General features: G+C 42.6%; 22 protein-coding genes and 1 pseudogene. 17 read left to right on the top strand and 6 right to left on the bottom strand.

Annotated features, from left to right (window positions below; translation table 11 throughout):
- Window positions 1-15 precede the first annotated feature (15 nt).
- From ACIQ0C_RS06290 to ACIQ0C_RS06280, 3 genes are all read right to left on the bottom strand, one after another.
- Window positions 16-1,167 carry a CAP domain-containing protein gene (locus ACIQ0C_RS06290; RefSeq protein WP_403058180.1) on the bottom strand — a complete coding sequence of 384 codons (1,152 nt, stop codon included), beginning with the start codon at window positions 1,165-1,167 and terminating at the stop codon, window positions 16-18.
- Between the two features lie 30 nt (window positions 1,168-1,197).
- The gene (locus ACIQ0C_RS06285) at window positions 1,198-1,503 is read right to left on the bottom strand and encodes a hypothetical protein (RefSeq protein ID WP_403058177.1); all 306 of its coding nucleotides are present in this window, start codon (window positions 1,501-1,503) and stop codon (window positions 1,198-1,200) included.
- Between the two features lie 229 nt (window positions 1,504-1,732).
- Window positions 1,733-2,104 carry a winged helix-turn-helix transcriptional regulator gene (locus tag ACIQ0C_RS06280; RefSeq protein ID WP_402835410.1) on the bottom strand — a complete coding sequence of 124 codons (372 nt, stop codon included), beginning with the start codon at window positions 2,102-2,104 and terminating at the stop codon, window positions 1,733-1,735.
- 188 nt (window positions 2,105-2,292) lie between these two features.
- Between ACIQ0C_RS06280 and ACIQ0C_RS06275 the strand changes: the two genes are divergently transcribed.
- The 8 genes from ACIQ0C_RS06275 to ACIQ0C_RS06240 all read left to right on the top strand — a co-directional run bounded on the left by ACIQ0C_RS06275 (window position 2,293) and on the right by ACIQ0C_RS06240 (window position 8,800).
- Window positions 2,293-3,498, top strand: a complete 1,206-nt coding sequence (locus ACIQ0C_RS06275) for an MFS transporter (RefSeq protein WP_403058174.1) — start codon at window positions 2,293-2,295, stop codon at window positions 3,496-3,498.
- Window positions 3,499-3,673: 175 nt separating this feature from the next.
- The gene (locus tag ACIQ0C_RS06270; RefSeq protein WP_402835408.1) at window positions 3,674-4,516 is read left to right on the top strand and encodes an aldo/keto reductase; all 843 of its coding nucleotides are present in this window, start codon (window positions 3,674-3,676) and stop codon (window positions 4,514-4,516) included.
- Window positions 4,517-4,967: 451 nt separating this feature from the next.
- Window positions 4,968-5,996 carry an NADH:flavin oxidoreductase/NADH oxidase gene (locus ACIQ0C_RS06265; RefSeq protein WP_403058171.1) on the top strand — a complete coding sequence of 343 codons (1,029 nt, stop codon included), beginning with the start codon at window positions 4,968-4,970 and terminating at the stop codon, window positions 5,994-5,996.
- 257 nt (window positions 5,997-6,253) lie between these two features.
- The gene (locus ACIQ0C_RS06260) at window positions 6,254-6,478 is read left to right on the top strand and encodes an MFS transporter (protein ID WP_403058993.1); all 225 of its coding nucleotides are present in this window, start codon (window positions 6,254-6,256) and stop codon (window positions 6,476-6,478) included.
- A gap of 30 nt (window positions 6,479-6,508) precedes the next feature.
- Window positions 6,509-6,775 (top strand): hypothetical protein, encoded by a 267-nt coding sequence (locus ACIQ0C_RS06255; protein ID WP_403058168.1) that lies wholly within the window; start codon window positions 6,509-6,511, stop codon window positions 6,773-6,775.
- A gap of 114 nt (window positions 6,776-6,889) precedes the next feature.
- Window positions 6,890-7,201: a rhodanese-like domain-containing protein gene (locus ACIQ0C_RS06250; RefSeq protein WP_034309364.1), complete on the top strand. Its 312-nt coding sequence runs from the start codon at window positions 6,890-6,892 to the stop codon at window positions 7,199-7,201.
- Window positions 7,202-7,467: 266 nt separating this feature from the next.
- Window positions 7,468-8,550 (top strand): tartrate dehydrogenase, encoded by a 1,083-nt coding sequence (locus tag ACIQ0C_RS06245; protein WP_403058165.1) that lies wholly within the window; start codon window positions 7,468-7,470, stop codon window positions 8,548-8,550.
- Between the two features lie 64 nt (window positions 8,551-8,614).
- Window positions 8,615-8,800, top strand: coding sequence for a sporulation protein Cse60 (locus ACIQ0C_RS06240; protein ID WP_048682016.1), 186 nt, complete (start codon window positions 8,615-8,617; stop codon window positions 8,798-8,800).
- 114 nt (window positions 8,801-8,914) lie between these two features.
- On the opposite strand, the gene ACIQ0C_RS06235 is transcribed toward ACIQ0C_RS06240, so the two are convergent.
- Window positions 8,915-9,844: an SDR family oxidoreductase gene (locus ACIQ0C_RS06235; protein WP_403058162.1), complete on the bottom strand. Its 930-nt coding sequence runs from the start codon at window positions 9,842-9,844 to the stop codon at window positions 8,915-8,917.
- 146 nt (window positions 9,845-9,990) lie between these two features.
- On the opposite strand from ACIQ0C_RS06235, the gene ACIQ0C_RS06230 reads away from it, so the two are divergent.
- The 3 genes from ACIQ0C_RS06230 (at window position 9,991) to ACIQ0C_RS06220 (ending at window position 11,295) form a co-directional block, all read left to right on the top strand.
- Window positions 9,991-10,161, top strand: coding sequence for a hypothetical protein (locus ACIQ0C_RS06230; protein WP_403058159.1), 171 nt, complete (start codon window positions 9,991-9,993; stop codon window positions 10,159-10,161).
- Between the two features lie 240 nt (window positions 10,162-10,401).
- Entirely contained in the window at window positions 10,402-10,962 is a 561-nt protein-coding gene (locus ACIQ0C_RS06225; RefSeq protein ID WP_403058156.1) for an MEDS domain-containing protein, read from the top strand.
- An 18-nt stretch (window positions 10,963-10,980) separates the two neighbouring features.
- The gene (locus ACIQ0C_RS06220; RefSeq protein ID WP_403058153.1) at window positions 10,981-11,295 is read left to right on the top strand and encodes an MGMT family protein; all 315 of its coding nucleotides are present in this window, start codon (window positions 10,981-10,983) and stop codon (window positions 11,293-11,295) included.
- A gap of 167 nt (window positions 11,296-11,462) precedes the next feature.
- On the opposite strand, the gene ACIQ0C_RS06215 is transcribed toward ACIQ0C_RS06220, so the two are convergent.
- Window positions 11,463-12,728: a BaiN/RdsA family NAD(P)/FAD-dependent oxidoreductase gene (locus tag ACIQ0C_RS06215; RefSeq protein ID WP_403058150.1), complete on the bottom strand. Its 1,266-nt coding sequence runs from the start codon at window positions 12,726-12,728 to the stop codon at window positions 11,463-11,465.
- Between the two features lie 205 nt (window positions 12,729-12,933).
- Here ACIQ0C_RS06215 and ACIQ0C_RS06210 point away from each other — a divergent pair, with 205 nt between their 5' ends.
- Window positions 12,934-14,535 carry a putative polysaccharide biosynthesis protein gene (locus ACIQ0C_RS06210; RefSeq protein ID WP_403058147.1) on the top strand — a complete coding sequence of 534 codons (1,602 nt, stop codon included), beginning with the start codon at window positions 12,934-12,936 and terminating at the stop codon, window positions 14,533-14,535.
- A gap of 123 nt (window positions 14,536-14,658) precedes the next feature.
- Window positions 14,659-15,381 carry a pseudouridine synthase gene (locus tag ACIQ0C_RS06205; RefSeq protein ID WP_403058144.1) on the top strand — a complete coding sequence of 241 codons (723 nt, stop codon included), beginning with the start codon at window positions 14,659-14,661 and terminating at the stop codon, window positions 15,379-15,381.
- Between the two features lie 84 nt (window positions 15,382-15,465).
- On the opposite strand, the gene ACIQ0C_RS06200 is transcribed toward ACIQ0C_RS06205, so the two are convergent.
- The gene (locus ACIQ0C_RS06200) at window positions 15,466-15,687 is read right to left on the bottom strand and encodes a DeoR family transcriptional regulator (RefSeq protein ID WP_034309346.1); all 222 of its coding nucleotides are present in this window, start codon (window positions 15,685-15,687) and stop codon (window positions 15,466-15,468) included.
- A gap of 525 nt (window positions 15,688-16,212) precedes the next feature.
- Here ACIQ0C_RS06200 and ACIQ0C_RS06195 point away from each other — a divergent pair.
- From ACIQ0C_RS06195 to ACIQ0C_RS06180, 4 genes and pseudogenes are all read left to right on the top strand, one after another.
- Complete coding sequence (locus ACIQ0C_RS06195) at window positions 16,213-16,563, top strand: hypothetical protein (protein ID WP_402835398.1); 351 nt, start codon at window positions 16,213-16,215, stop codon at window positions 16,561-16,563.
- 151 nt (window positions 16,564-16,714) lie between these two features.
- Window positions 16,715-17,484: pseudogene (locus ACIQ0C_RS06190) on the top strand (isocitrate lyase/PEP mutase family protein).
- Between the two features lie 23 nt (window positions 17,485-17,507).
- Window positions 17,508-18,080 (top strand): bifunctional transcriptional activator/DNA repair enzyme AdaA, encoded by a 573-nt coding sequence (locus tag ACIQ0C_RS06185; RefSeq protein ID WP_402835396.1) that lies wholly within the window; start codon window positions 17,508-17,510, stop codon window positions 18,078-18,080.
- Between the two features lie 31 nt (window positions 18,081-18,111).
- Window positions 18,112-18,588, top strand: coding sequence for a methylated-DNA--[protein]-cysteine S-methyltransferase (locus ACIQ0C_RS06180; protein WP_402835395.1), 477 nt, complete (start codon window positions 18,112-18,114; stop codon window positions 18,586-18,588).
- The last annotated feature ends 489 nt before the right edge of the window (window positions 18,589-19,077 follow it).

Here is a 19,077-nt window from a genome sequence, read left to right as displayed (position 1 = left end):
GCACAGCTTTTTCGTTTATTTCGTCAAATAGTTCTCCGTATAATACGGTTTATCCTCCTCATCGAAGGCAACCCCGACACCGAGGGATTCAAAATCTTTCTGTAATTTGTTTTCCCTGTGTCCAATGGAATTCATTAAACCTTCATGGGCAAAGATACTGCTATTTTGACCGGAAGCCAGGTTTTCCCCCGCCATTCGAAAATTGATTTTGTCATCTTCCATCCGGTCGAAAGGGGATTCTCCTTCAAGGTTTGTATGGTTGAAGTATTGATTCACGGCCATATCTGCACTATGATCCTGTGCAGTGACCTTCACTCGTTTATCCCATGATAGCACGGATAGATGATGATTGACCCGTGATGCATTGGTCAAATCGAATAATTGATATTCAAAGCCCTTCTTTAATCCGGGGCCGGCTTCTGCAAAATAGCCGCTCTTTTGCTTTTCGAGTTTTGCGTCGATGATTTGGATTGCCGTGACTGTATTTTTCTCATGTTTGTCATAAAAAATGGTCACATAGCTATTATCCATTTCAAACATATCGTATTCGCCGCTGTCACTGCGAATCTGGTAATAGACGTTTCCTTTAAGCAGTTTCGTTACAGGCTCCCCCATTTTCCCGGTCACGGTTTCTTTGGGAGTGCCGCGTTTAATGCCTTCCTTTGAGGAAATCAAATCTTGGTTCGTATATAACCCAACAACTTTATTGTCGTTATCGTAGGCAACCATGAAGAAGTTTTGATAATTTTCGTGATAGGCAAACCAGTCCACGCCATATTCATTCAGCGTATTCCGCTTAGCATCACCAGCCAACTTTTCCACATCATCCTTCGTGTCGCCAATTTCGATATTTCGGACTGAGAAGGATGCATCAGCAGGTGCTTCCAGTGCTGGTTTTTTCACTTTTTCCGTTTCCTGCGATTCTTTTTCAGAAGCGTTATCCAATGTTTCCGTCAGCGAGCCAATCAGGCTGCTGACCCCAGTGCTTAGTTTTTCCAAGGCTGTCGTAACCTCGGGCCCGTTAATAAATGAACGAACATCTGATGCAAAGGCACTAACCCCCGCTTTGAATCCAGACTCCTGAATATCTTTACCATATCCATACCATAATCCAGAGAGTAGGAGTATGAGGACCACAATATTAAACAATTTCCGCAAATCGTTCACTCCTGCTCTATCCAGGATATAGAATCCCGATTAATGAAAGATCATCTGCAGCACACTTAAAACAGGTGGGGCACATAACAAAAATAGTGAACACATAATGATTACTAGTGAGGCCATTTTTGGAAGCTTTTCCTTCCCTTTTCCCGAATACCAGCCACTGAACTGAAGTTTATTTCTATACCAGACGAATAATAAAAGCAGTATCGCAATATAGCATAGCCAGCCATACTGATTCACTCCTATGTTTATATATATGCCGTTTACAATGTTCGAAAGGATTGTTCCGGCTATCCCGAATATTAATATGATGCGTATCAATTCTAATAAGACCCTCATATGTCACTCCTTGGTTAGACCATTATACTTCTTCGATTACAAAATAAAAAATTTAAATGATTTGGCATTACATATTATACCAAAAATAAAGAGGGGAATAAAACAGGTGCCTCCTACGAAGGTTAAATTAAAGGGGATTTGGGACTAGCTTTGATTATTAGTTAAATCAGGAGAATTCTTTATAAACAAAAAAAAGATTAGCCATTACGCTAATCTTTTTCATTTGGAATTACTTTAATTGATCATTCAATACACTTTCCTCGAGAACGGAAAACTTATCACCATACACTCTGGTTATATGGTTTTCCCCCCATGTACATAGTGCGGAAAGGATACTTTCCAGGCTTTTTCCATACTCGCTAAGTTCATATTCCACTTTCGGGGGGACTTGGTTGTAAACGATCCGATTGATGACTCCGTCCTTTTCCAACTCCCTCAACTGTTGGGTCAACATTTTTTGGGTGATGTTCGGCATAAGGCGCTTCAATTCACTAGTCCGCTTTTTCCCGTGGGTCAGATGGCAGAGGATAACGCATTTCCATTTTCCGCCCATTACTTCAAGTGTAGCTTCAACGGATATATTGTATTTCTTTTTTTGCATGATTTGCATACTCTCCTTATTTTATAGGTACTAAAAGGTGCCTATATCACTTTAAAGTACGTACTGTTTTTTATTTGTATTATATCTCATAATAACATTTGCACACCGAATTCCACTGTACCATTTATAAAAAAAGTTGCTCAGGCAATTTCAATGATAGTACAAAATGACAAGAAGGAGAAGAGGATATGATTTCAAATAAAAATAGAAGTACATGGGCATTGCTGGCTTTAGCGATCAGTGCCTTTGCGATTGGAACAACTGAGTTCATCAGCGTGGGGTTATTACCACTCATTTCTAAAGATTTACACATTACAGTGACAACGGCGGGATTGACGGTGTCCTTATACGCCTTGGGGGTCATGTTCGGGGCACCTATCCTGACATCACTGACATCGAATATGTCGCGAAAGACTTTATTGCTTTGGATAATGGTCGTGTTCATTGCCGGAAATGCATTAGCGGCTTCTGCAACCACGGTCGGTGTATTATTGATCGCACGTGTCATTTCAGCGCTTGCACATGGTATCTTCATGTCAATCGGCGCTACGATTGCCGCTGATTTGGTCCCTGAAAACCGCAGGGCGAGTGCCATCGCCATCATGTTTACAGGTCTGACGGTGGCAACGGTGACCGGGGTTCCTTTTGGAACCTTCATCGGTCAGCAATTCGGCTGGAGATTCGCTTTCATCATCATTGTGGCAATCGGCTTGATCGCTTTCATCGGAAATGGCATCCTAGTCCCATCAGATTTAAGAAAAGCAGCACGGACCACTTTCCGAGACCAACTCAAATTGGTGACGAATGGGCGTTTGCTGTTAGTATTCATCATTACAGCGTTAGGGTATGGAGGTACATTCGTTGTCTTCACGTACCTGTCGCCGTTACTTCAGGAAGTGACAGGGTTTAAAGAAGGAACTGTGGCCTTGATTTTGTTAATATATGGAGTAGCCATAGCGATAGGAAATACCCTTGGCGGGAAATTCGCCAATCGCAATCCTATTAATGCCCTATTCTATATGTTTCTTATTCAGGCCATTGTACTTGTGGTGTTGACTTTCACGGCACCGTTCAAGGTAGCTGGTTTAATTACGATCATTTTAATGGGATTGTTTGCATTCATGAATGTTCCGGGGCTTCAAGTGTATGTCGTCATGTTAGCGGAGCGTTTCGTGCCGAGTGCAGTGGACGTGGCGTCAGCCATCAATATTGCCGCCTTCAATGCGGGTATCGCCATTGGTGCCTACTTAGGAGGGGTGATAACGGATTCGATCGGGTTGATCCATACAGCGTGGATAGGTGGAGTCATGGTGTTTGCAGCAGTGATTTTAACAGGCTGGAGCCGGGCCATGGAAAGTAAAGACCGTATCAAGGGAACGGACAAAATAGCATAGGATTAAAAAAGTGATGCATCTTAGAAAAAGCATGCTATGCGTATAGAGTATCAATAATATAAGTATCATTGCATCCCTTCAGCGAATGATGGAAGGTTCCTTGAAGGGATGTAATGATACTGATACTTAATCGCATTACAATCTGCAAAAACAATCATTTGGAGGTAGAGTGATAATGGTGAAAAACTTACAAGATACAACTACATTGCATAACGGCGTCGAAATGCCTTGGTTTGGATTGGGCGTATTTAAGGTGGAAGAAGGACCGGAGCTGGTAAATGCAGTTAAAGTGGCCATTAAACATGGTTATCGCAGCATCGATACGGCTGCCATTTATGAAAATGAAGAAGGGGTTGGACAAGGGATCCGTGAGGGCTTAAAAGAAGCTGGAATCTCAAGGGAAGACTTATTCGTAACATCAAAAGTCTGGAATGCCGATTTAGGCTATGAATCGACAATTGCAGCTTACGAAAAAAGCTTAAAGAAACTTGGCTTGGAGTACCTGGATTTATATCTTATCCATTGGCCAGTGGAAGGAAAATATAAAGAAGCCTGGAGAGCGCTGGAAACTCTATATAAAGAAGGAAAAGTGAAAGCGATCGGTGTGAGCAATTTCCAGATTCACCATCTAAAAGATTTAATGGAAGATGCAGAAGTGAAGCCGATGGTCAATCAAGTGGAATGCCATCCGCGTTTAACTCAAAAAGAAGTTCAGGCATTCTGTAAGGAACAAGGAATACAACTTGAAGCATGGTCTCCTTTGATGCAAGGTGAACTTCTTGATAATGACGTTTTACAAGCTATTGCAACCAAGCATGGCAAATCAGTTGCACAAGTCATTTTACGTTGGGATTTACAAAATGGGATTGTAACGATTCCAAAATCCACTAAAGAACATCGTATTGTCGAAAACTCAACTGTATTCGATTTCGAATTGACGGAAGAGGAAATGAACCAAATTGATGGATTGAATCAGAATCACCGTGTTGGTCCAGATCCTGATAATTTCGACTTTTAATTAGGTAGGAAGGAGAGGGACGGGATACCTGTCTGAGTTTGTAGTCAAAAGGGGTTCCATCTGAATTCTTAAGCAAAGTTGATTGGAACGGAGGGGGCGAGACTCCTGCGGGAAAAGCGCGTCCAAGGGAGACCCCACAGGCGTAGAGCGCCGAGGGCGGACCGCCCGCGGAAAGCGAGTGCCTGGAGTGGAAATCAACGTTCATATTTTACACTCTCTCAAAAAAAATGTAGGCAATCTTAATTATTCCAGTTTGTCTATAGTCAGGGGGACGGGATACCCGTCTTTCTCTTTTTTTATTGGATCTTCGCATTGGTGGGGATGGAAATGCCGTATTAACAGACGATGGCGTTTACAATGACAGCTTCGGGAATCTGATTAGTTGACACAGTTTTATTGGGATGATATAAATGCATGTGCATGCATTATATAAAAAAGGAGATAAAAAATTATGAATGATTTATTTTCACCTTATCGCATAAAAGAACTTGAACTTAAAAATAGGATCGTCATGCCGCCGATGTGCCAATACTCCGTCGAAGCGGAAGATGGTATACCAACGAACTGGCACCAACAGCATTATGTAAGCAGGGCAGTTGGCGGCACAGGGTTAATTATAGTGGAAATGACAGATGTGGAGCCTGATGGTCGCATTTCGAATCGCGATCTTGGATTATGGTCAGACGATCAAATTGGGGCATTCTCCAACATCGTTAAGGAAGTTCATCAATATGGTGCAAAAATCGGGATACAAATTGCCCATGCAGGCCGTAAAGCGGAGGATGCGGAAACGCCGGTGGCACCATCAGCCATTGCGTTTGATGAAACGTATAAAACACCAAGGGCTTTAGAAACGGAAGAAGTGAAGGAAATGGTCGATAAATTCCGGGCATCGGCCAGAAGGGCAGTTCAAGCAGGGTTTGACGTAATCGAATTACATGGTGCACACGGGTATTTAATCCACCAATTCACATCACCGCTTACGAATAAACGTGATGACGAATATGGAAGGGACCTGACTAAATTCGGAGTGGAAGTCATTAAAGCAGTGAAAAGCGAAATGCCTGCCGACATGCCTTTAATCATGCGCATTTCTGCAAAGGAATACGTTGAAGGCGGATATGGTATTGAAGAAAGCATTGCATTTTCACAAGTCTTTAAAGAAGCAGGCGTCGATATGTTCCATGTAAGCTCTGGAGGAGAAGGCCCAATTGGAGGAGACGGAAGACCTGGTACGCATGCCAGCTATCAAACACCGTTGGCCAGGGAAATCAAAAAAGCTTTGGATATTCCGGTAATTGCTGTAGGTCGATTAGATGATCCGATTCTTGCAAATTCAATCATTGGTAATGAAGAAGCGGATTTGGTCGCCGTCGGCAGAGGAATGCTGCGAAACCCTTATTGGGCACTTGAAGCATCTAAAGCTTTAAATAAAAAAACGGAAATCCCTAAACAATATCAACTGGGCTTCAAGCATTGATACCAATCTATGCCTTAAAACGCCGGCGAATATTATATTCGCCGGCGTTTTTACATTCAGGCACCATCGTGACTATAGTAGGGATTATTCGTTGTGATTGGATTTGATGTATTTACTTAATAAATGTAAATTCATATAAAAATTGAATAGTATGTTGCATTTTTGCCGATCGATCCTCCGGAGAAATGGAAATAAAGCCCTTTTAAAGGCCTATATTCGTGAATGCCAATGTATCTGTATTGATCAATAATTTCACGATGTACGCGATTTTGTTGGTCATGCCGCTGATCATGACCACAAAAATGGATATATCGGCTTCCATGAGCGGTGTCATGTTATCACTGTTCTCCATTTCCATGGCTTTAAGCAATATGGTAGGCGGACAGCTTAATAGGAAATACCCATCGGAAAAGGTCATATTCTTTTCATTCGCCATCACGGTATTGACGAATCTATTATTCTTATTCGCCATCCAGATCTAGTCGCTTCTGTATTTAGCCGTCACACTTATCGTGAATGGGATGGCTATCGGTTTAGGGCTTACAAGCATGCAGGTCGCTTCCCTGGAAGCAGTTGAGGAATCAGCATCGGGCTCGGCATCGGGAATCTTTTCGACCTTTCGATATTTCGGGAGCATCATCTCTTCTACATTGATAGGGATCATCGCCAATTATTCGATTCATTTCGGTATCCTGATAGCAGCGGCCTTGTTAGGAGCCTTTTTAACCAGGATGGTGTTTAGAAGCAATAATGATTTGAGTGTGGAGGATAATTTCTAAAAAATAAATGCATGGCATGGGAGAATTTGATACGCGAATCCATTACGTGATGTTTACCTGGAAATTTTGCTATAATGAAAAAGATAAATCAAACGATAATTCGAGGTGCTAATTATGGAAGAAATCAAAATCATTACAACTGAAGAAGTGGAAGCTAAGCTTGAGGCAGGCGAAGCGATGGAACTTGTCGATGTTCGTGAAGACGAAGAAGTGCAAGAGGGGATGATCGAAGGCGCGAAACATATTCGCATGAATGATATCCCGGCGAACCTTGACTATTTTGATAAAGAAAAAGAATATATTTTTATCTGCCGTTCAGGACGCCGCAGTGAAAATGTATGCCATTACCTTCAAGAACAAGGATATAAAGTGGCAAACATGGTAGGCGGAATGCTTGAATGGGACGGCGAAGTCATCGTTAAGTGAAGTTCTTCAAAAAGACCTGTTACATTTGTAAGCGTAAATCCAAGAATGTGACGGCTTATTTGAATGAAGAAAGAAAAAAGATCATGGTTTGTTCACAATGCCGTGAATATGCGGAAAGACGCGCATATTTGAAGGCATGAAAAAAGGGTCCTTTCATCTGAAAGGGCCCTTTTTTCTGTATGGACCTCTCCTTACGGGAATGCAAAAGTTATATGTTAAAATTAGGGTGCTGAAGTCAGAAAATAAAGGAAAAGGAGAGTTGAATAATGAATGTTCATAAAATAGCGGTCATTGCGGGTGACGGGATTGGTCCTGAGGTGATTAATGAGGGTGTAAAGGTCCTTAAAGAAGTGGCGGCAATTGCCGGGGATTTTTCTTTCCAATTCACCTATTTTCCATGGGGCTGTGAATATTACCTTGAGCACGGCAAAATGCTCCCCGACGACGGACTAGAACAACTGATGAAATTTGACGCCGTGTATCTTGGGGCTGTCGGTTATCCTGGTGTCCCGGACCATATTTCCTTACGTGAACTTCTGCTGAAGATCAGAAAGGGATTTGACCAATATGTGAATGTTCGGCCCATTAAATTGCTTCAAGGTGCACCCTGTCCATTAAAAGACGTGACTCGTGACCAAATCGATATGGTTGTCATCCGTGAAAACAGTGAAGGGGAATATTCCGGTGCCGGTGATTGGCTTTTTAAAGGCAAGCCGGAAGAAGTCGTCCTCCAGACGGGGGTCTTTTCACGAAAAGGAACTGAGAGGATCATCCGTTATGCTTATGAACTGGCGCGTAAGACGGGAAGGACGCTAACGAGCATAAGCAAGGCGAACGCATTGAATTATTCAATGGTTTTTTGGGATCAGGTTTTTGAAGAAATTGGACAGGAGTATCCGGAAGTGGAAACGAATTCCTATCTGGTTGATGCGGCAAGCATGTATTTTGTCAAACAGCCCGAACGGTTTCAAATCGTTGTCACCTCCAATTTGTTTGGTGATATCATAACTGATTTGGGTGCTGCCATTGCAGGCGGGATGGGACTGGCGGCCGGTGCCAACTTAAACCCGGAACGGATTTATCCTTCGATGTTCGAACCGATTCATGGTTCAGCCCCGGATATAGCACATCAAGGCATCGCCAATCCACTTGCGGCCATATGGTCCGCCAGTCAGATTCTCGATTTCTTCGGACATGAAGTTTGGGGTGCAAAAGTGTTGGACGTGATCGAACAGGCGATGGTCGATAAAAAGGCGCTGACTCCTGATATGGGCGGGGCAGCTTCCACAGAAGAAGTCGGGGATGAAGTGGTTAAAATATTATCCGCTTTACAAACAAATCAAGTATAAAAGTCAAGAAAAAAGGGCATCCTGCACAATAACTATCATTATAGTAAAAGGGCGGGGAGAGCCGATGATACAAGTCAAATTATTTGATTATGAGCATGAAAAGGATCTAGAGGATGAAATGAACTTTTTCCTGGAAGACATTCGTGATAATCAAATCGTCGATATCAAATATAATGTCGCCACTACAGGTGAAGAGGAAGAGGAACAGATCTACTGTTTCAGTGCAATGATCATCTATAAAAAAAAATAAAGGCCGGCTGGCCCTTTAATCAATAATGGACTACCTCCTTGCGTGCAGGCGGGCAATCAAAGGTAGTCTTTTTACCGTCTTGACTTCCTGGGAAGGGGGCAAATTTTATGGAAATCAGGACGATGTCGCCTCCCCGCCGTTGACATGAAGTGTTTGTCCTGTCACAAAACGGGAATCATCAGAGGCGAGATAGACAAAGGTGGGAGCCAGTTCAAATGGCTGGCCTTGACGCTCCATCGGATTATCGACTTGCGTCACTTCGTCTGCCGAGAAACTTGCCGGGATGAGGGGTGTCCAAAACCTTCCGGGCGCAACGGCGTTTACCCGGATGCCTTGATCGACAAGGCTGTTTGCCAAGGCACGGGTAAAACCAATGTTGGCCCCTTTAGTCGCCGTATAATCAATTAGTTGCTTATTCCCATTAAACGTCACGACAGAAGATGTATTAATGATGGAGGACCCAGCTTTTAAATGGGGAAGGGCAGCACGTGTCGTATAGAAGTGGGAATAGATATTCACTTTAAAGGTATCATCGAATTGCTCATCCGTGATATCAAGCAAGCTTAATTGCTGAAATTGAATACCCACGTGGTTACAAAGAATATCGAGCTTTCCAAATGTTTCGATGGTGTCTTCCACGATATTGATGCATTGCTGCTTATCCCTTAAGTCCCCAGGCAGCAGTAAGCAACGTTGCCCAAGCTCTTCAATTCTCGTTTTAGTCCGATTGGCATCCTCATGTTCATCCAAATAAGCGATGGAAACATCTGCGCCTTCCTTAGCAAAAGCGATGGCGGCCGCAGCGCCAATCCCACTGTCTCCGCCAGTTATCAATGCGACTCTACCTGTTAATTTCCCGCTGCCCCTATAATTTGGATTTTCGATGATGGGCCTTGGCACCATTAATTTTTCTACACCGGGTTGGCGAAATTGGCGTTGCTCCGGAACTGTGGTGGGAACGTCTTGATAACGAGTGATCTTCCCATAATTCGGCTGCATGGGATAGCTTTTACCGGATGATTTCTTTTTCTTATCTTCTGCCATGAGGGGTCCTCCCAAAAAAGAATTTAGTCGGATTACTTTATGGTGATCAGGCATCTGCCGTGCATGAAGAACATGTATGGGGACGGGCTCGTTGCCGTACGGCTCGAATATGCTGAAGGGTAGAAAAAGTTTTTGGAGGCCTCTATATGCCATATTATTATAGCGAAGAAGTGAAGATGTTATTGGTCGATCAATCGGATGAAAAGGTGGAATTGTTATATGACTCCAACCCCAGTACCTTTGAATTGCCGCTTATTGGACCGAGACCGCCATATTATTATAACCCGCGCTATGTGCCGTATTATCCCGTGATTTAAGGGGTGAACATCAAAAGGGAAAATGCATGAAGAACGGAGTCTATTGAATTGGGCTGCCTTGGTCTTTCTATGAGGGGACTAAAAAGCAGCCTCAATTCGACTCAACGAAATTCCAGATCATAACATGACATTAGGAAAAACTGATTATATTTTTCTATGAATTTTACAAACACGGAGATAATGGGTAAAGTTATACTTAATACATAGTGCGGACTGGTGTATTTAAAGGAGAGATCCATTTTGGATAATAAAATGAAACAACTAATAGAAAATATACAGCAATCGGATGGCGGACATATTTTATACTGTTTTAATGAATTGGAAAGATACATTGAAAATGAGGCAACTTTCATCATTGCAGGTGTCGAACAGGGAGACCATATCCTGGTTGTCGAAAATGATCGTATTTTTCCTTTCGTGTACAAGAAATTGCAGCTTCATTTAAATGAGGAGCAATTGGAGCAAGTGCATCTTATGAATAATTTTGATTTTTATTGTTTTCATGGAGACTTCCATCCTTCGACGATGGTTAATTATTTCTTGGAAAATATCGATACATACACTGAACGCAATCAGCACGTGCGGACTTGGGGCCATGTTGAATGGGGCCATGACGATCAAGTCAGCTTAGCGATAGGGGAATATGAAAAAGGGATCGACAAACTGATCAAGGAACGAGGGTTGATTTCTGTTTGTGCATACGATGACTGCAGAGTGCCTGCCGAGCTTAAAAGAAATTTGATCAAGCATCATGGGTTCCTGATAACCGATGAAAAAATCACGTTTTTAGCAAACGGATAGAATAAAGGGGAGAGTTATTTGGAAAGTTTTACTGAACGGGTAATTAATATCATACAACGAATCCCTTCCGGTAAAGTGATGACATATGGTCAAATTGGACAGCTCGCCGGAAGTCCGCGCGGTGCAAGGCAGGTCGTAAGGATCCTTCATTCAAGCAGCAAAAAACATGACCTTCCTTGGCACCGGGTGATCAATGCCAAAGGTGAAATCGGCATAAAAGCGGAGGGCGCCGCAGAACACCAGAAGGCGATGCTCGAGAGTGAAGGCATCACATTCACGAAACGGAATACCATTGATCTCGAAGCATTTCTCCATCATCCAGAAATATTTTAACATATACGCCGGATAATAGAGGCGCGCGGGTACGGACGAAAAAGTACGGTGAAGGCCAAAAAAACAGCACCTACGCCAGAATCAAAGCCTAACAAACACCGAGTGGATAAATAGACTTGCGAAATCGCATGAAAAGAGGCTGATCCAAGCGGATCAGCCTCTTATGATTAAGAACGGGCATACATGGCAGCATTCATTCCGGCGAGCCTTCCGGTTACTAATGCCGATGTGATATTGTAACCGCCTGTATATCCGTGTATATCCAGAATTTCACCGCAGAAATAAAGTCCGTCCATTAGCTTGGATGCCATTTCTTTTGGATGTATTTCTTTGACGGATACGCCGCCGCCCGTTACGAAGGCTTTTTCTAGCGGCTGGGTGCCGTGCACCCCGAATTGGAAGTCCTTGCATAATTCTGCAAAGCGGCGGATTTTTTCATTTGATATCGTCGCTCCTTGTTCTTGAAGGTCGATGCCGCTTCGTTCAAGCAGGAAGTGAAGGTATCGTTCAGGAACTAAACCTTTTAAGGTGTTTTTAATGGCTTTTTTCGGTTCGGCTTTGATTTCCTTCATGATGTCTTGAAAAACCTCTTCCTTGTTTCGGTCCGGCAGGGCATCGAGTTTCATGGTCACTTCCGACAGGCTCCATTTTTTCATCGCTTTCACGACGAATTGGCTGCATCTTAGAACAGCTGGACCGGAGACGCCAAAATGGGTGAAGAGCATATCCATTCTGTGTGTGATCAGGGCCTTGCCTTTTGGGTTAAGGACACTTAATGAAACATCTCGAAGTGCGAGACCTTGAAGTGACCGATTTTTAATGAATGTTTCATGGCTAAGTACGGGAACTTCAGTTGGGAACAGCTCGGTAATCGTATGCCCCGCCTTTTTAGCCCATGCGTAGCCGTCTCCGGTTGAACCGGTGTGGGGAACAGATTTTCCGCCGACTGCTATCACGACTGAATCCGTGTCAATGACCTGTCCATCTTTTAACCGGACACCGCTTGTTTTTCCATGTTCATAGAGAACTTCCGCAACTGGAGAGTTCTTATAGATCGTTACTTTTAAATTCGACAGGCGCGTCAGAAGGGCATCCACGACACTTTGCGCTTTATCGTTGACAGGGAACATCCGGCCATGGTCCTCTTCTTTAAGAGCCACGCCCAATTTTTCAAAGAATTGAATAATGTCTTCATTATTGAACTCTGAGAAAGCACTGTATAGAAATCGCCCGTTTCCAGGGATATGCTGAATGATTTCATCGATTGAGAGCCTGTTCGTCACGTTGCAGCGTCCGCCGCCCGAAATGGCAAGTTTTCTTCCAAGCTTCTCGCCTTTATCCACTAACAATACATGGGCACCTTTTTCCCCGGCAGCTATTGCTGCCATCAATCCGGAAGGACCGCCGCCAATTACCACTACATCATATTTCAAATTGATCACCACTTTATCATTTTCAGTCCCTTCATTATATAGCAATAGCCCGTCAGATTGCGAATGTAGAAAAAAAGGAATTATTTGTTTGTGTATTATCTTCGAAAACGATAAACTTGAATGTAGTTTTCTATAGAAAAAATACTTTAATATGATAAGATAAAGAGCGTGTGAAACGTAACTGACAGAGGCAGGAAGGGATTAGATGTCATCTAAGTTTTTAAAAGGGGCTTTTATATTAACGCTGGGAGCGATCATTTCCAAGGTTCTTGGTTTATTTTACGTCATCCCATTTGAACATATGGTTGGGAATAAAGGTGCTACCCTCTATCAATATGGGTACGTTCCATATACCATTTTCATTAGCTTTGCAACGGCAGGCATGCCGCTTGCAGTTTCTAAATTCATCTCGAAGTATAATGCGCTCGAGGAGTACGCCGTCGGTGAGAAGTTATTTAAATCAAGCCTGAAATTAATGGTTATCACCGGTTTTCTCGCTTTTTTGATTCTCTATACGATGGCACCGATGTTTACTGGAGTCTTTGGAGTCAAGAAGGAAGATGTCGCGGATGTCACGGAGATCATACGGGCAGTCAGCTTCGCCTTGATTTTTGTACCGTTCATGAGCATCATCCGCGGCTTCTTCCAAGGTCATGAAGCGATGGAACCGACGGCCATCTCTCAGGTTGTCGAACAAATTGTCCGCATCGTGTTCCTTCTGGCCGGTGTGTATGTTGTTTTGAATGTCATTGATGGAGAGTTAGTGAGAGCCATCCAAATAGCTACCTTCGCGGCGACGGTCGGGGCTGTCGGCGGTTTAGTGGTGTTGTTTTGGTATTGGAAAAAACAAAAACCCTATTTGGACAGCTTGATGAAAAAAGACCGGGGGACGATGGAAATTTCCCTGAAGGAGATCTATAAAGAAATCTTTCTTTCTTCGATTCCATTCATCTTTGTCGGAATCGCGATGCCAATGTTTCAATTGGCTGACTTGCTGTCTTTCAATAAGGCGATGTCATCCATCGGGCTGCAGCATGTTGCTGAGGATGCACTTGGGGTGTTGAATGTATATGCCCAGAAGCTTGTCTTGATTCCGATGACGCTCGCAACCGGGTTTTCGATGGCGCTTCTTCCTTCGGTGACGAAGGCATATGTAAGCGAGGATTCAAAAGAGTTCAACCGTCAGCTGAACCAAGCCTTCCAAATTTTGTTGTTCATTACGATTCCAGCGGTCGTTGGCATGTCGGTGCTAGCCGATCCAATCTATAGTGCCTTTTACAGCCATGATCCACTTGGAATCAGTGTCCTGAAGGCATATGCGCCCGTTTCGATCTTGTTTGCGCTTTTTTCCGTTTCGGCGGCTGTATTACAAGGGATCAATCAGCAAAAATATACGGTGCTCAGCCTGCTTGTTGGTTTTTTAATCAAATTGAGCTTGAATATCCCGTTGATCAAGTTGTTTGAAACGGAAGGATCCGTTTATGCCACGGCATTCGGCTACTTGGCTGCTGTGCTGCTGAATTTGTATGTCATTACCTACTTTACTGGATATCGTTATAGCCTTACCATCAGAAGATCTGTTTTGATCACAGTTTTTTCAATAATAATGGGACTGGCTGCCTGGGGAATGAACGGTTTATTATCGCTATGGCTTACAACGGAAGGGCGCTTCCAGGCGATTTTGATCGTGGCCGTTTGTGCAATTTTTGGAGCGCTCATTTATGCGGCACTTTCCTTGAAAAGTAAACTTGCCCATCGTTTGTTCGGTGCCCGGATCGATCGGTTAAAAGCTAAATTAGGATTATAAGCTGGAAGTTTGATGTGTAAAAAAAAGGGTATTGAATGGTGAATCCCCGATTAAAATATATTGGCCTTGCCTGTCATTAAAGTGGGCAAGGCTTTTTACTGAAAAAGGCTTTAGGAGGAAACGATGAGAATAGATAAGATTTTATCCAATATTGGTTATGGCAGCAGGAAAGAAGTGAAAAAGCTCCTGAAATCCGGCGCCGTCAAGGTCAATGAAAGGCTGATTAAGGATCCGAAGGAACAGGTGGACCCTGATGCGGAAATCGTGACGGTTCATGGTGAACGGGTTGAATACAGGGAATTCATCTATTTAATGATGAATAAACCTCCGGGCGTATTGTCGGCAACGGAAGATAACTACCAAGAAACGGTCATCGATATCCTGGAGCCGGAAGATTCGGTATTCGAGCCATTTCCTGTAGGCCGTCTTGATAAGGACACAGAAGGTTTATTGCTGATCACGAATGACGGAAAGCTTGCCCACCAACTGCTTTCCCCAAAGAAACATGTCCCTAAAACATATTTTGCGGTCATTGATGGCGAAGTGACGGAACGGGATATCGAGGCATTCCGCAACGGCGTGACCTTGGATGATGGATACGAAACAAAACCAGGAGAATTGAACATTTTAAAATCAGGTCTTACATCGGATATCGAGCTAACGATCATGGAAGGGAAGTTCCATCAGGTGAAGCGGATGTTTGAGGCCGTTGGCAAACGTGTCGTCTACCTAAAGCGTCTTTCCATGGGAAGTTTACAGCTTGATGAGGAGCTTGAGCTTGGTGAATACCGTGAGTTGACAGCGGAAGAGCTTGAACAGTTAAAGGCAGGCCAGCCGACTGAATGATATATGGATACAAAAAATGAGGCGGACAATATTGTCCGCCTCAAAGTATTTTACATATCGATCTTGTTCGGGTGGTCGTTCTTTTTACGATGACATCTTCACCTTTTTACTTGTTGTCGTCCAAAGGCCTCGGCTTGGGCTTTGAACAAGGTCATTGTATGCTAAGACATTTAAATCGCGCTGCACAGTTCGAGGAGTGATGCCAAATTCTTCTACAAGCTCTTGAGTAGAAACCGTACCGTTATTACTAATGAACATATAAACGGATTTAATACGGGTTAACATGCGATTTGTTGAAGGTTTCAAAAAATCACTCCTTATTCTTTTCATTGTTATTTTGAACAAATGAAAACAACCGATATGTCGGACAGCATTTCAGCTGTCACTATGTACTTGCTATACCCACCCTATAACTCCTCGGAAACATTAGAAAAAATAAGATGTCATTAGCTTCATTCTACCCCTTTGCAAAAGCAAATTCTAGGAAAAGATACTAATTGACTAAATATTACATTTATTATATCAAATTTTAACAAAATTATTCTCTTTACCTATACAAAATTAATAAAGAGCTGTTCCATTTGTTCATGTTCATATTTTGCCAATAAAGGATGCTTACTATGCACACAACATGAATGTTGACTTTTAAGGCATATACATGTTATTTTACTTAAAGTGATCAATAAATCGTAACGATTACGTTTTATGGATTGGTACAGGAATTGCTTGATGGCTTGCGGTTACGATGTCATAATGAGTTATTGGGCAGTATAGACTTTTCATACATATATCTAAAAGGATTTAAATATAAACCATTCGAGGTAGAGCCATATGAACGAAAGATTAATGGAGTTTTTATTACGCGACGAAGTGACCAGACTTTCTGGCGTCAAAAAACAAGTGTATGAATTCATCGTGAACGAAGAAGATTATCTTGCATCGAAGGCGGACACGGTCGATCAATTCATGAGATTGCTGGTAAAGCATTCTCCGCCCAGGCTCGCAGCCCGTCATTTCAATATGCCTTATGGGGAAATCATTCGTTTCATGAATGAAATAGAAGATGAACTGAATGAGAGATTAGAGGAAAGATGCAAGAAAGTGAAGTGGATGGACTACACGGAAAAGGACCAGCAGGCATTTGAGGAATATCATAAGAAGTTATATCTTTTCGTAAATTAATAAATTGGATCCTGAAAATGCCCTCGGTAGGAAAGGGCATTTTTTTATTTGTCCGGATCCGTCTGACAGGACCATAAGAGCAAGAATGAGGACGAATTGGAGCTAGGTTGATTGTTAAAATGAGTACAAATAAATTTTAGGAGCAACTATAATGACTAACATTAAGGAATTCAATGACTTACACTTTTCGAAGGACCTGTTAATATTGGGGAATGACTGGGATCTATTATCGGCCTTGATCCTCGAGAAATCAGGATTCAAGGCTTTGGAACGACAAGCTGGGGGATTGCCAGCTCCCTGGGTTATTCTGATGGTGAATTGATTGATTTTGAAAGACATTTAGGTATCATTAAACTAATTGCGGATAATGTGAAAATTCCCGTCACCGCGGACATTGAAGCAGGCTATGGTGAAACCGCAGAAAAGATTGTCGATAATGTGTTAAGGACGGCAGATGTCGGTGTAGCGGGGATCAATATTGAGGATTCGTTCAAAAAACAAAAAGGGCTAAGAGATATATCCCAACACTGCAGCCTACTATTAAAAATAAGGGAAGCGTTGGATTATAGTGGGTATGAAGGTTTTTACATCAATGCCAGAACAGATACTTATTTTCAAAAAGAAAATCCTTTCCTTGAAACAGTTGAACGGGCAAAAGCGTATGTGGAGAGTGGTGCCAGCGGAATATTCGTCCCTGGGTTAATGAACTATGATGAAATAAAGGAAATCACTTTGAACATAGGCGCTCCCCTAAATGTATTATCTTTGCCCGGATTAACGAATGGTAAGGAGCTAGAAGAGTTAGGCGTGAAACGTCTAAGTTTCGGCAATGCCCTATCCGATAAAGTCATTGCATTGTTAGAGCGAGATACAGCACGAATAGTAGAGCTGAATGACACCTCACATTTATATGGGAACTAAAACCTGAAAGGATGCGGAGTATAATGGCTGTTGTTATAAATCTTTCTTTTGAAGAAATGTGGGAGAAGATCATTGCTTGCGACCCTAAATATGACGGATTATTCTTTACGGCAGTAAAGACAACTAAAATATACTGCCGCCCTTCCTGCAGGTCAAGGAAGCCGAAAAAAATAAATGTGAAATTCTATCATGACATCGATGAAGTCGAGAAGGCTGGTTTCCGTGCTTGCAAAAGATGCCAACCGGAAGTTGATGATTCCCCTCAGTTGGGACTTGTAAGAGATATCATCGCTTTCTTGGTAAATCAGTATAATCAAAAAGTTGAATTAAAGGATATTGCCAATCATGTCGGTGTAAGTTCCTATTATCTGGAGCGGCTATTCAAAAAGGAAACATTAGAAACCCCCCGTTCCTACTTGGAAAAAATCAGAGTGGATAAAGCTTCATACCTTCTAACAAGCACAAGTCTAACGAATCTTGAGATTTGCCTTGAAGTGGGCTTCCAAAGCCCTTCAAACTTTTATAAGGTATTTCGCCGTTTGAAAAATTGTTCTCCCAGCGAATATCGCAACATGAATCTTAAGAAACGAGTGTAATCCACCTATACAGAAATGGAGAGATCCTTATATGAGTGAATTATATAAATTAGATTATGAATCGCCGATTGGAGTTATCGAGATATCAGGAACGAATGAGGCCATCTGTTCCATAATGTTCGCTGAAAGGGATACAAAGATAAATATTATGCAAGATCAAACACCCAAGGTTTTGGTGGAGTGCTTGAGTCAGTTTGATGAGTATTTCAAAGGTGAACGCAGGGAATTTACATTTCCTTATATACTTGAAGGGACCATCTTCCAAAAAAACGTGTGGAACGCTTTAACAGGAATCCTGTACGCTAACACGGGTTCCTATAAAGACATCGCCGTTTCAATCGGTAATGAAAAAGCCATTAGGGCAGTAGGGAGCGCTAATGGCAGAAATAAGTTAAGCATCGTGATTCCTTGTCATCGAATAATAGGTTCAAATGGGAAATTAACTGGTTATGCGGGTGGCTTATGGAGAAAGGAATGGCTCCTACAGCATGAAAGGAATTTTAATTGAGGTACTAGGCTCAACTTTATGAGAATCACCGAGCCACTCTCCATTGATGGAGGACACAGTTTTTTTATTTCAAGTTCCAGTTGATTTCAGAAATCCGCTCCCCTTTCCGCCGACTGTCTGCCAAGCCCGTTATTCGGCAGGAGTGTCGCAAATTTCTTCCATCCATTAAGGAGTACAGGAAAAAAACATGAAGGATAAACTAGTCTTAAAGAGGGTTCGGAATAAGACGAGCCAGCAGTTTTTTCTTTTAAAACACAAAGTTGATTGGAACGGAAGGTATGAGACTTCTGCGGGAAAAGCGAGTCCAAGGGAGACCCCGCAGGCGTGCCGAGGAGGCTCTCGCCCGCCCGCGGAAAGCGAGTGCCTGGAATGGAAATCAACGTTCCCATATTACAAACCCACAAAAAAGCTGTCGGCAAATAATTATTATCTAGTTTGTGAACAAAAGGGTTCTAAATAAAACAAAGTTGATTGGAACGGAAGGTATGA

Source organism: Peribacillus sp. NPDC096448 (genome assembly GCF_044762675.1).
Lineage (GTDB): Bacteria > Bacillota > Bacilli > Bacillales > DSM-1321 > Peribacillus > Peribacillus frigoritolerans_B.
The sequence above is the reverse complement of the archived record's forward strand: the minus strand, read 5'-3'. Positions and strand labels throughout refer to the sequence as shown.

Bases quoted from the DNA above. Each gene is read 5' to 3' on its own strand.
- ACIQ0C_RS06270 (WP_402835408.1), top strand. From the start codon at position 3,674: ATGGTGAAAAACTTACAAGATACAACTACATTGCATAACGGCGTCGAA.
- ACIQ0C_RS06245 (WP_403058165.1), top strand. From the start codon at position 7,468: ATGAATGTTCATAAAATAGCGGTCATTGCGGGTGACGGGATTGGTCCT.
- ACIQ0C_RS06230 (WP_403058159.1), top strand. From the start codon at position 9,991: ATGCCATATTATTATAGCGAAGAAGTGAAGATGTTATTGGTCGATCAA.
- ACIQ0C_RS06185 (WP_402835396.1), top strand. From the start codon at position 17,508: ATGGCTGTTGTTATAAATCTTTCTTTTGAAGAAATGTGGGAGAAGATC.
- ACIQ0C_RS06210 (WP_403058147.1), top strand. From the start codon at position 12,934: ATGTCATCTAAGTTTTTAAAAGGGGCTTTTATATTAACGCTGGGAGCG.
- ACIQ0C_RS06240 (WP_048682016.1), top strand. From the start codon at position 8,615: ATGATACAAGTCAAATTATTTGATTATGAGCATGAAAAGGATCTAGAG.
- ACIQ0C_RS06205 (WP_403058144.1), top strand. From the start codon at position 14,659: ATGAGAATAGATAAGATTTTATCCAATATTGGTTATGGCAGCAGGAAA.
- ACIQ0C_RS06235 (WP_403058162.1), bottom strand. From the start codon at position 9,844: ATGGCAGAAGATAAGAAAAAGAAATCATCCGGTAAAAGCTATCCCATG.
- ACIQ0C_RS06275 (WP_403058174.1), top strand. From the start codon at position 2,293: ATGATTTCAAATAAAAATAGAAGTACATGGGCATTGCTGGCTTTAGCG.
- ACIQ0C_RS06285 (WP_403058177.1), bottom strand. From the start codon at position 1,503: ATGAGGGTCTTATTAGAATTGATACGCATCATATTAATATTCGGGATA.
- ACIQ0C_RS06280 (WP_402835410.1), bottom strand. From the start codon at position 2,104: ATGCAAAAAAAGAAATACAATATATCCGTTGAAGCTACACTTGAAGTA.
- ACIQ0C_RS06260 (WP_403058993.1), top strand. From the start codon at position 6,254: ATGTACGCGATTTTGTTGGTCATGCCGCTGATCATGACCACAAAAATG.
- ACIQ0C_RS06250 (WP_034309364.1), top strand. From the start codon at position 6,890: ATGGAAGAAATCAAAATCATTACAACTGAAGAAGTGGAAGCTAAGCTT.
- ACIQ0C_RS06180 (WP_402835395.1), top strand. From the start codon at position 18,112: ATGAGTGAATTATATAAATTAGATTATGAATCGCCGATTGGAGTTATC.
- ACIQ0C_RS06195 (WP_402835398.1), top strand. From the start codon at position 16,213: ATGAACGAAAGATTAATGGAGTTTTTATTACGCGACGAAGTGACCAGA.
- ACIQ0C_RS06265 (WP_403058171.1), top strand. From the start codon at position 4,968: ATGAATGATTTATTTTCACCTTATCGCATAAAAGAACTTGAACTTAAA.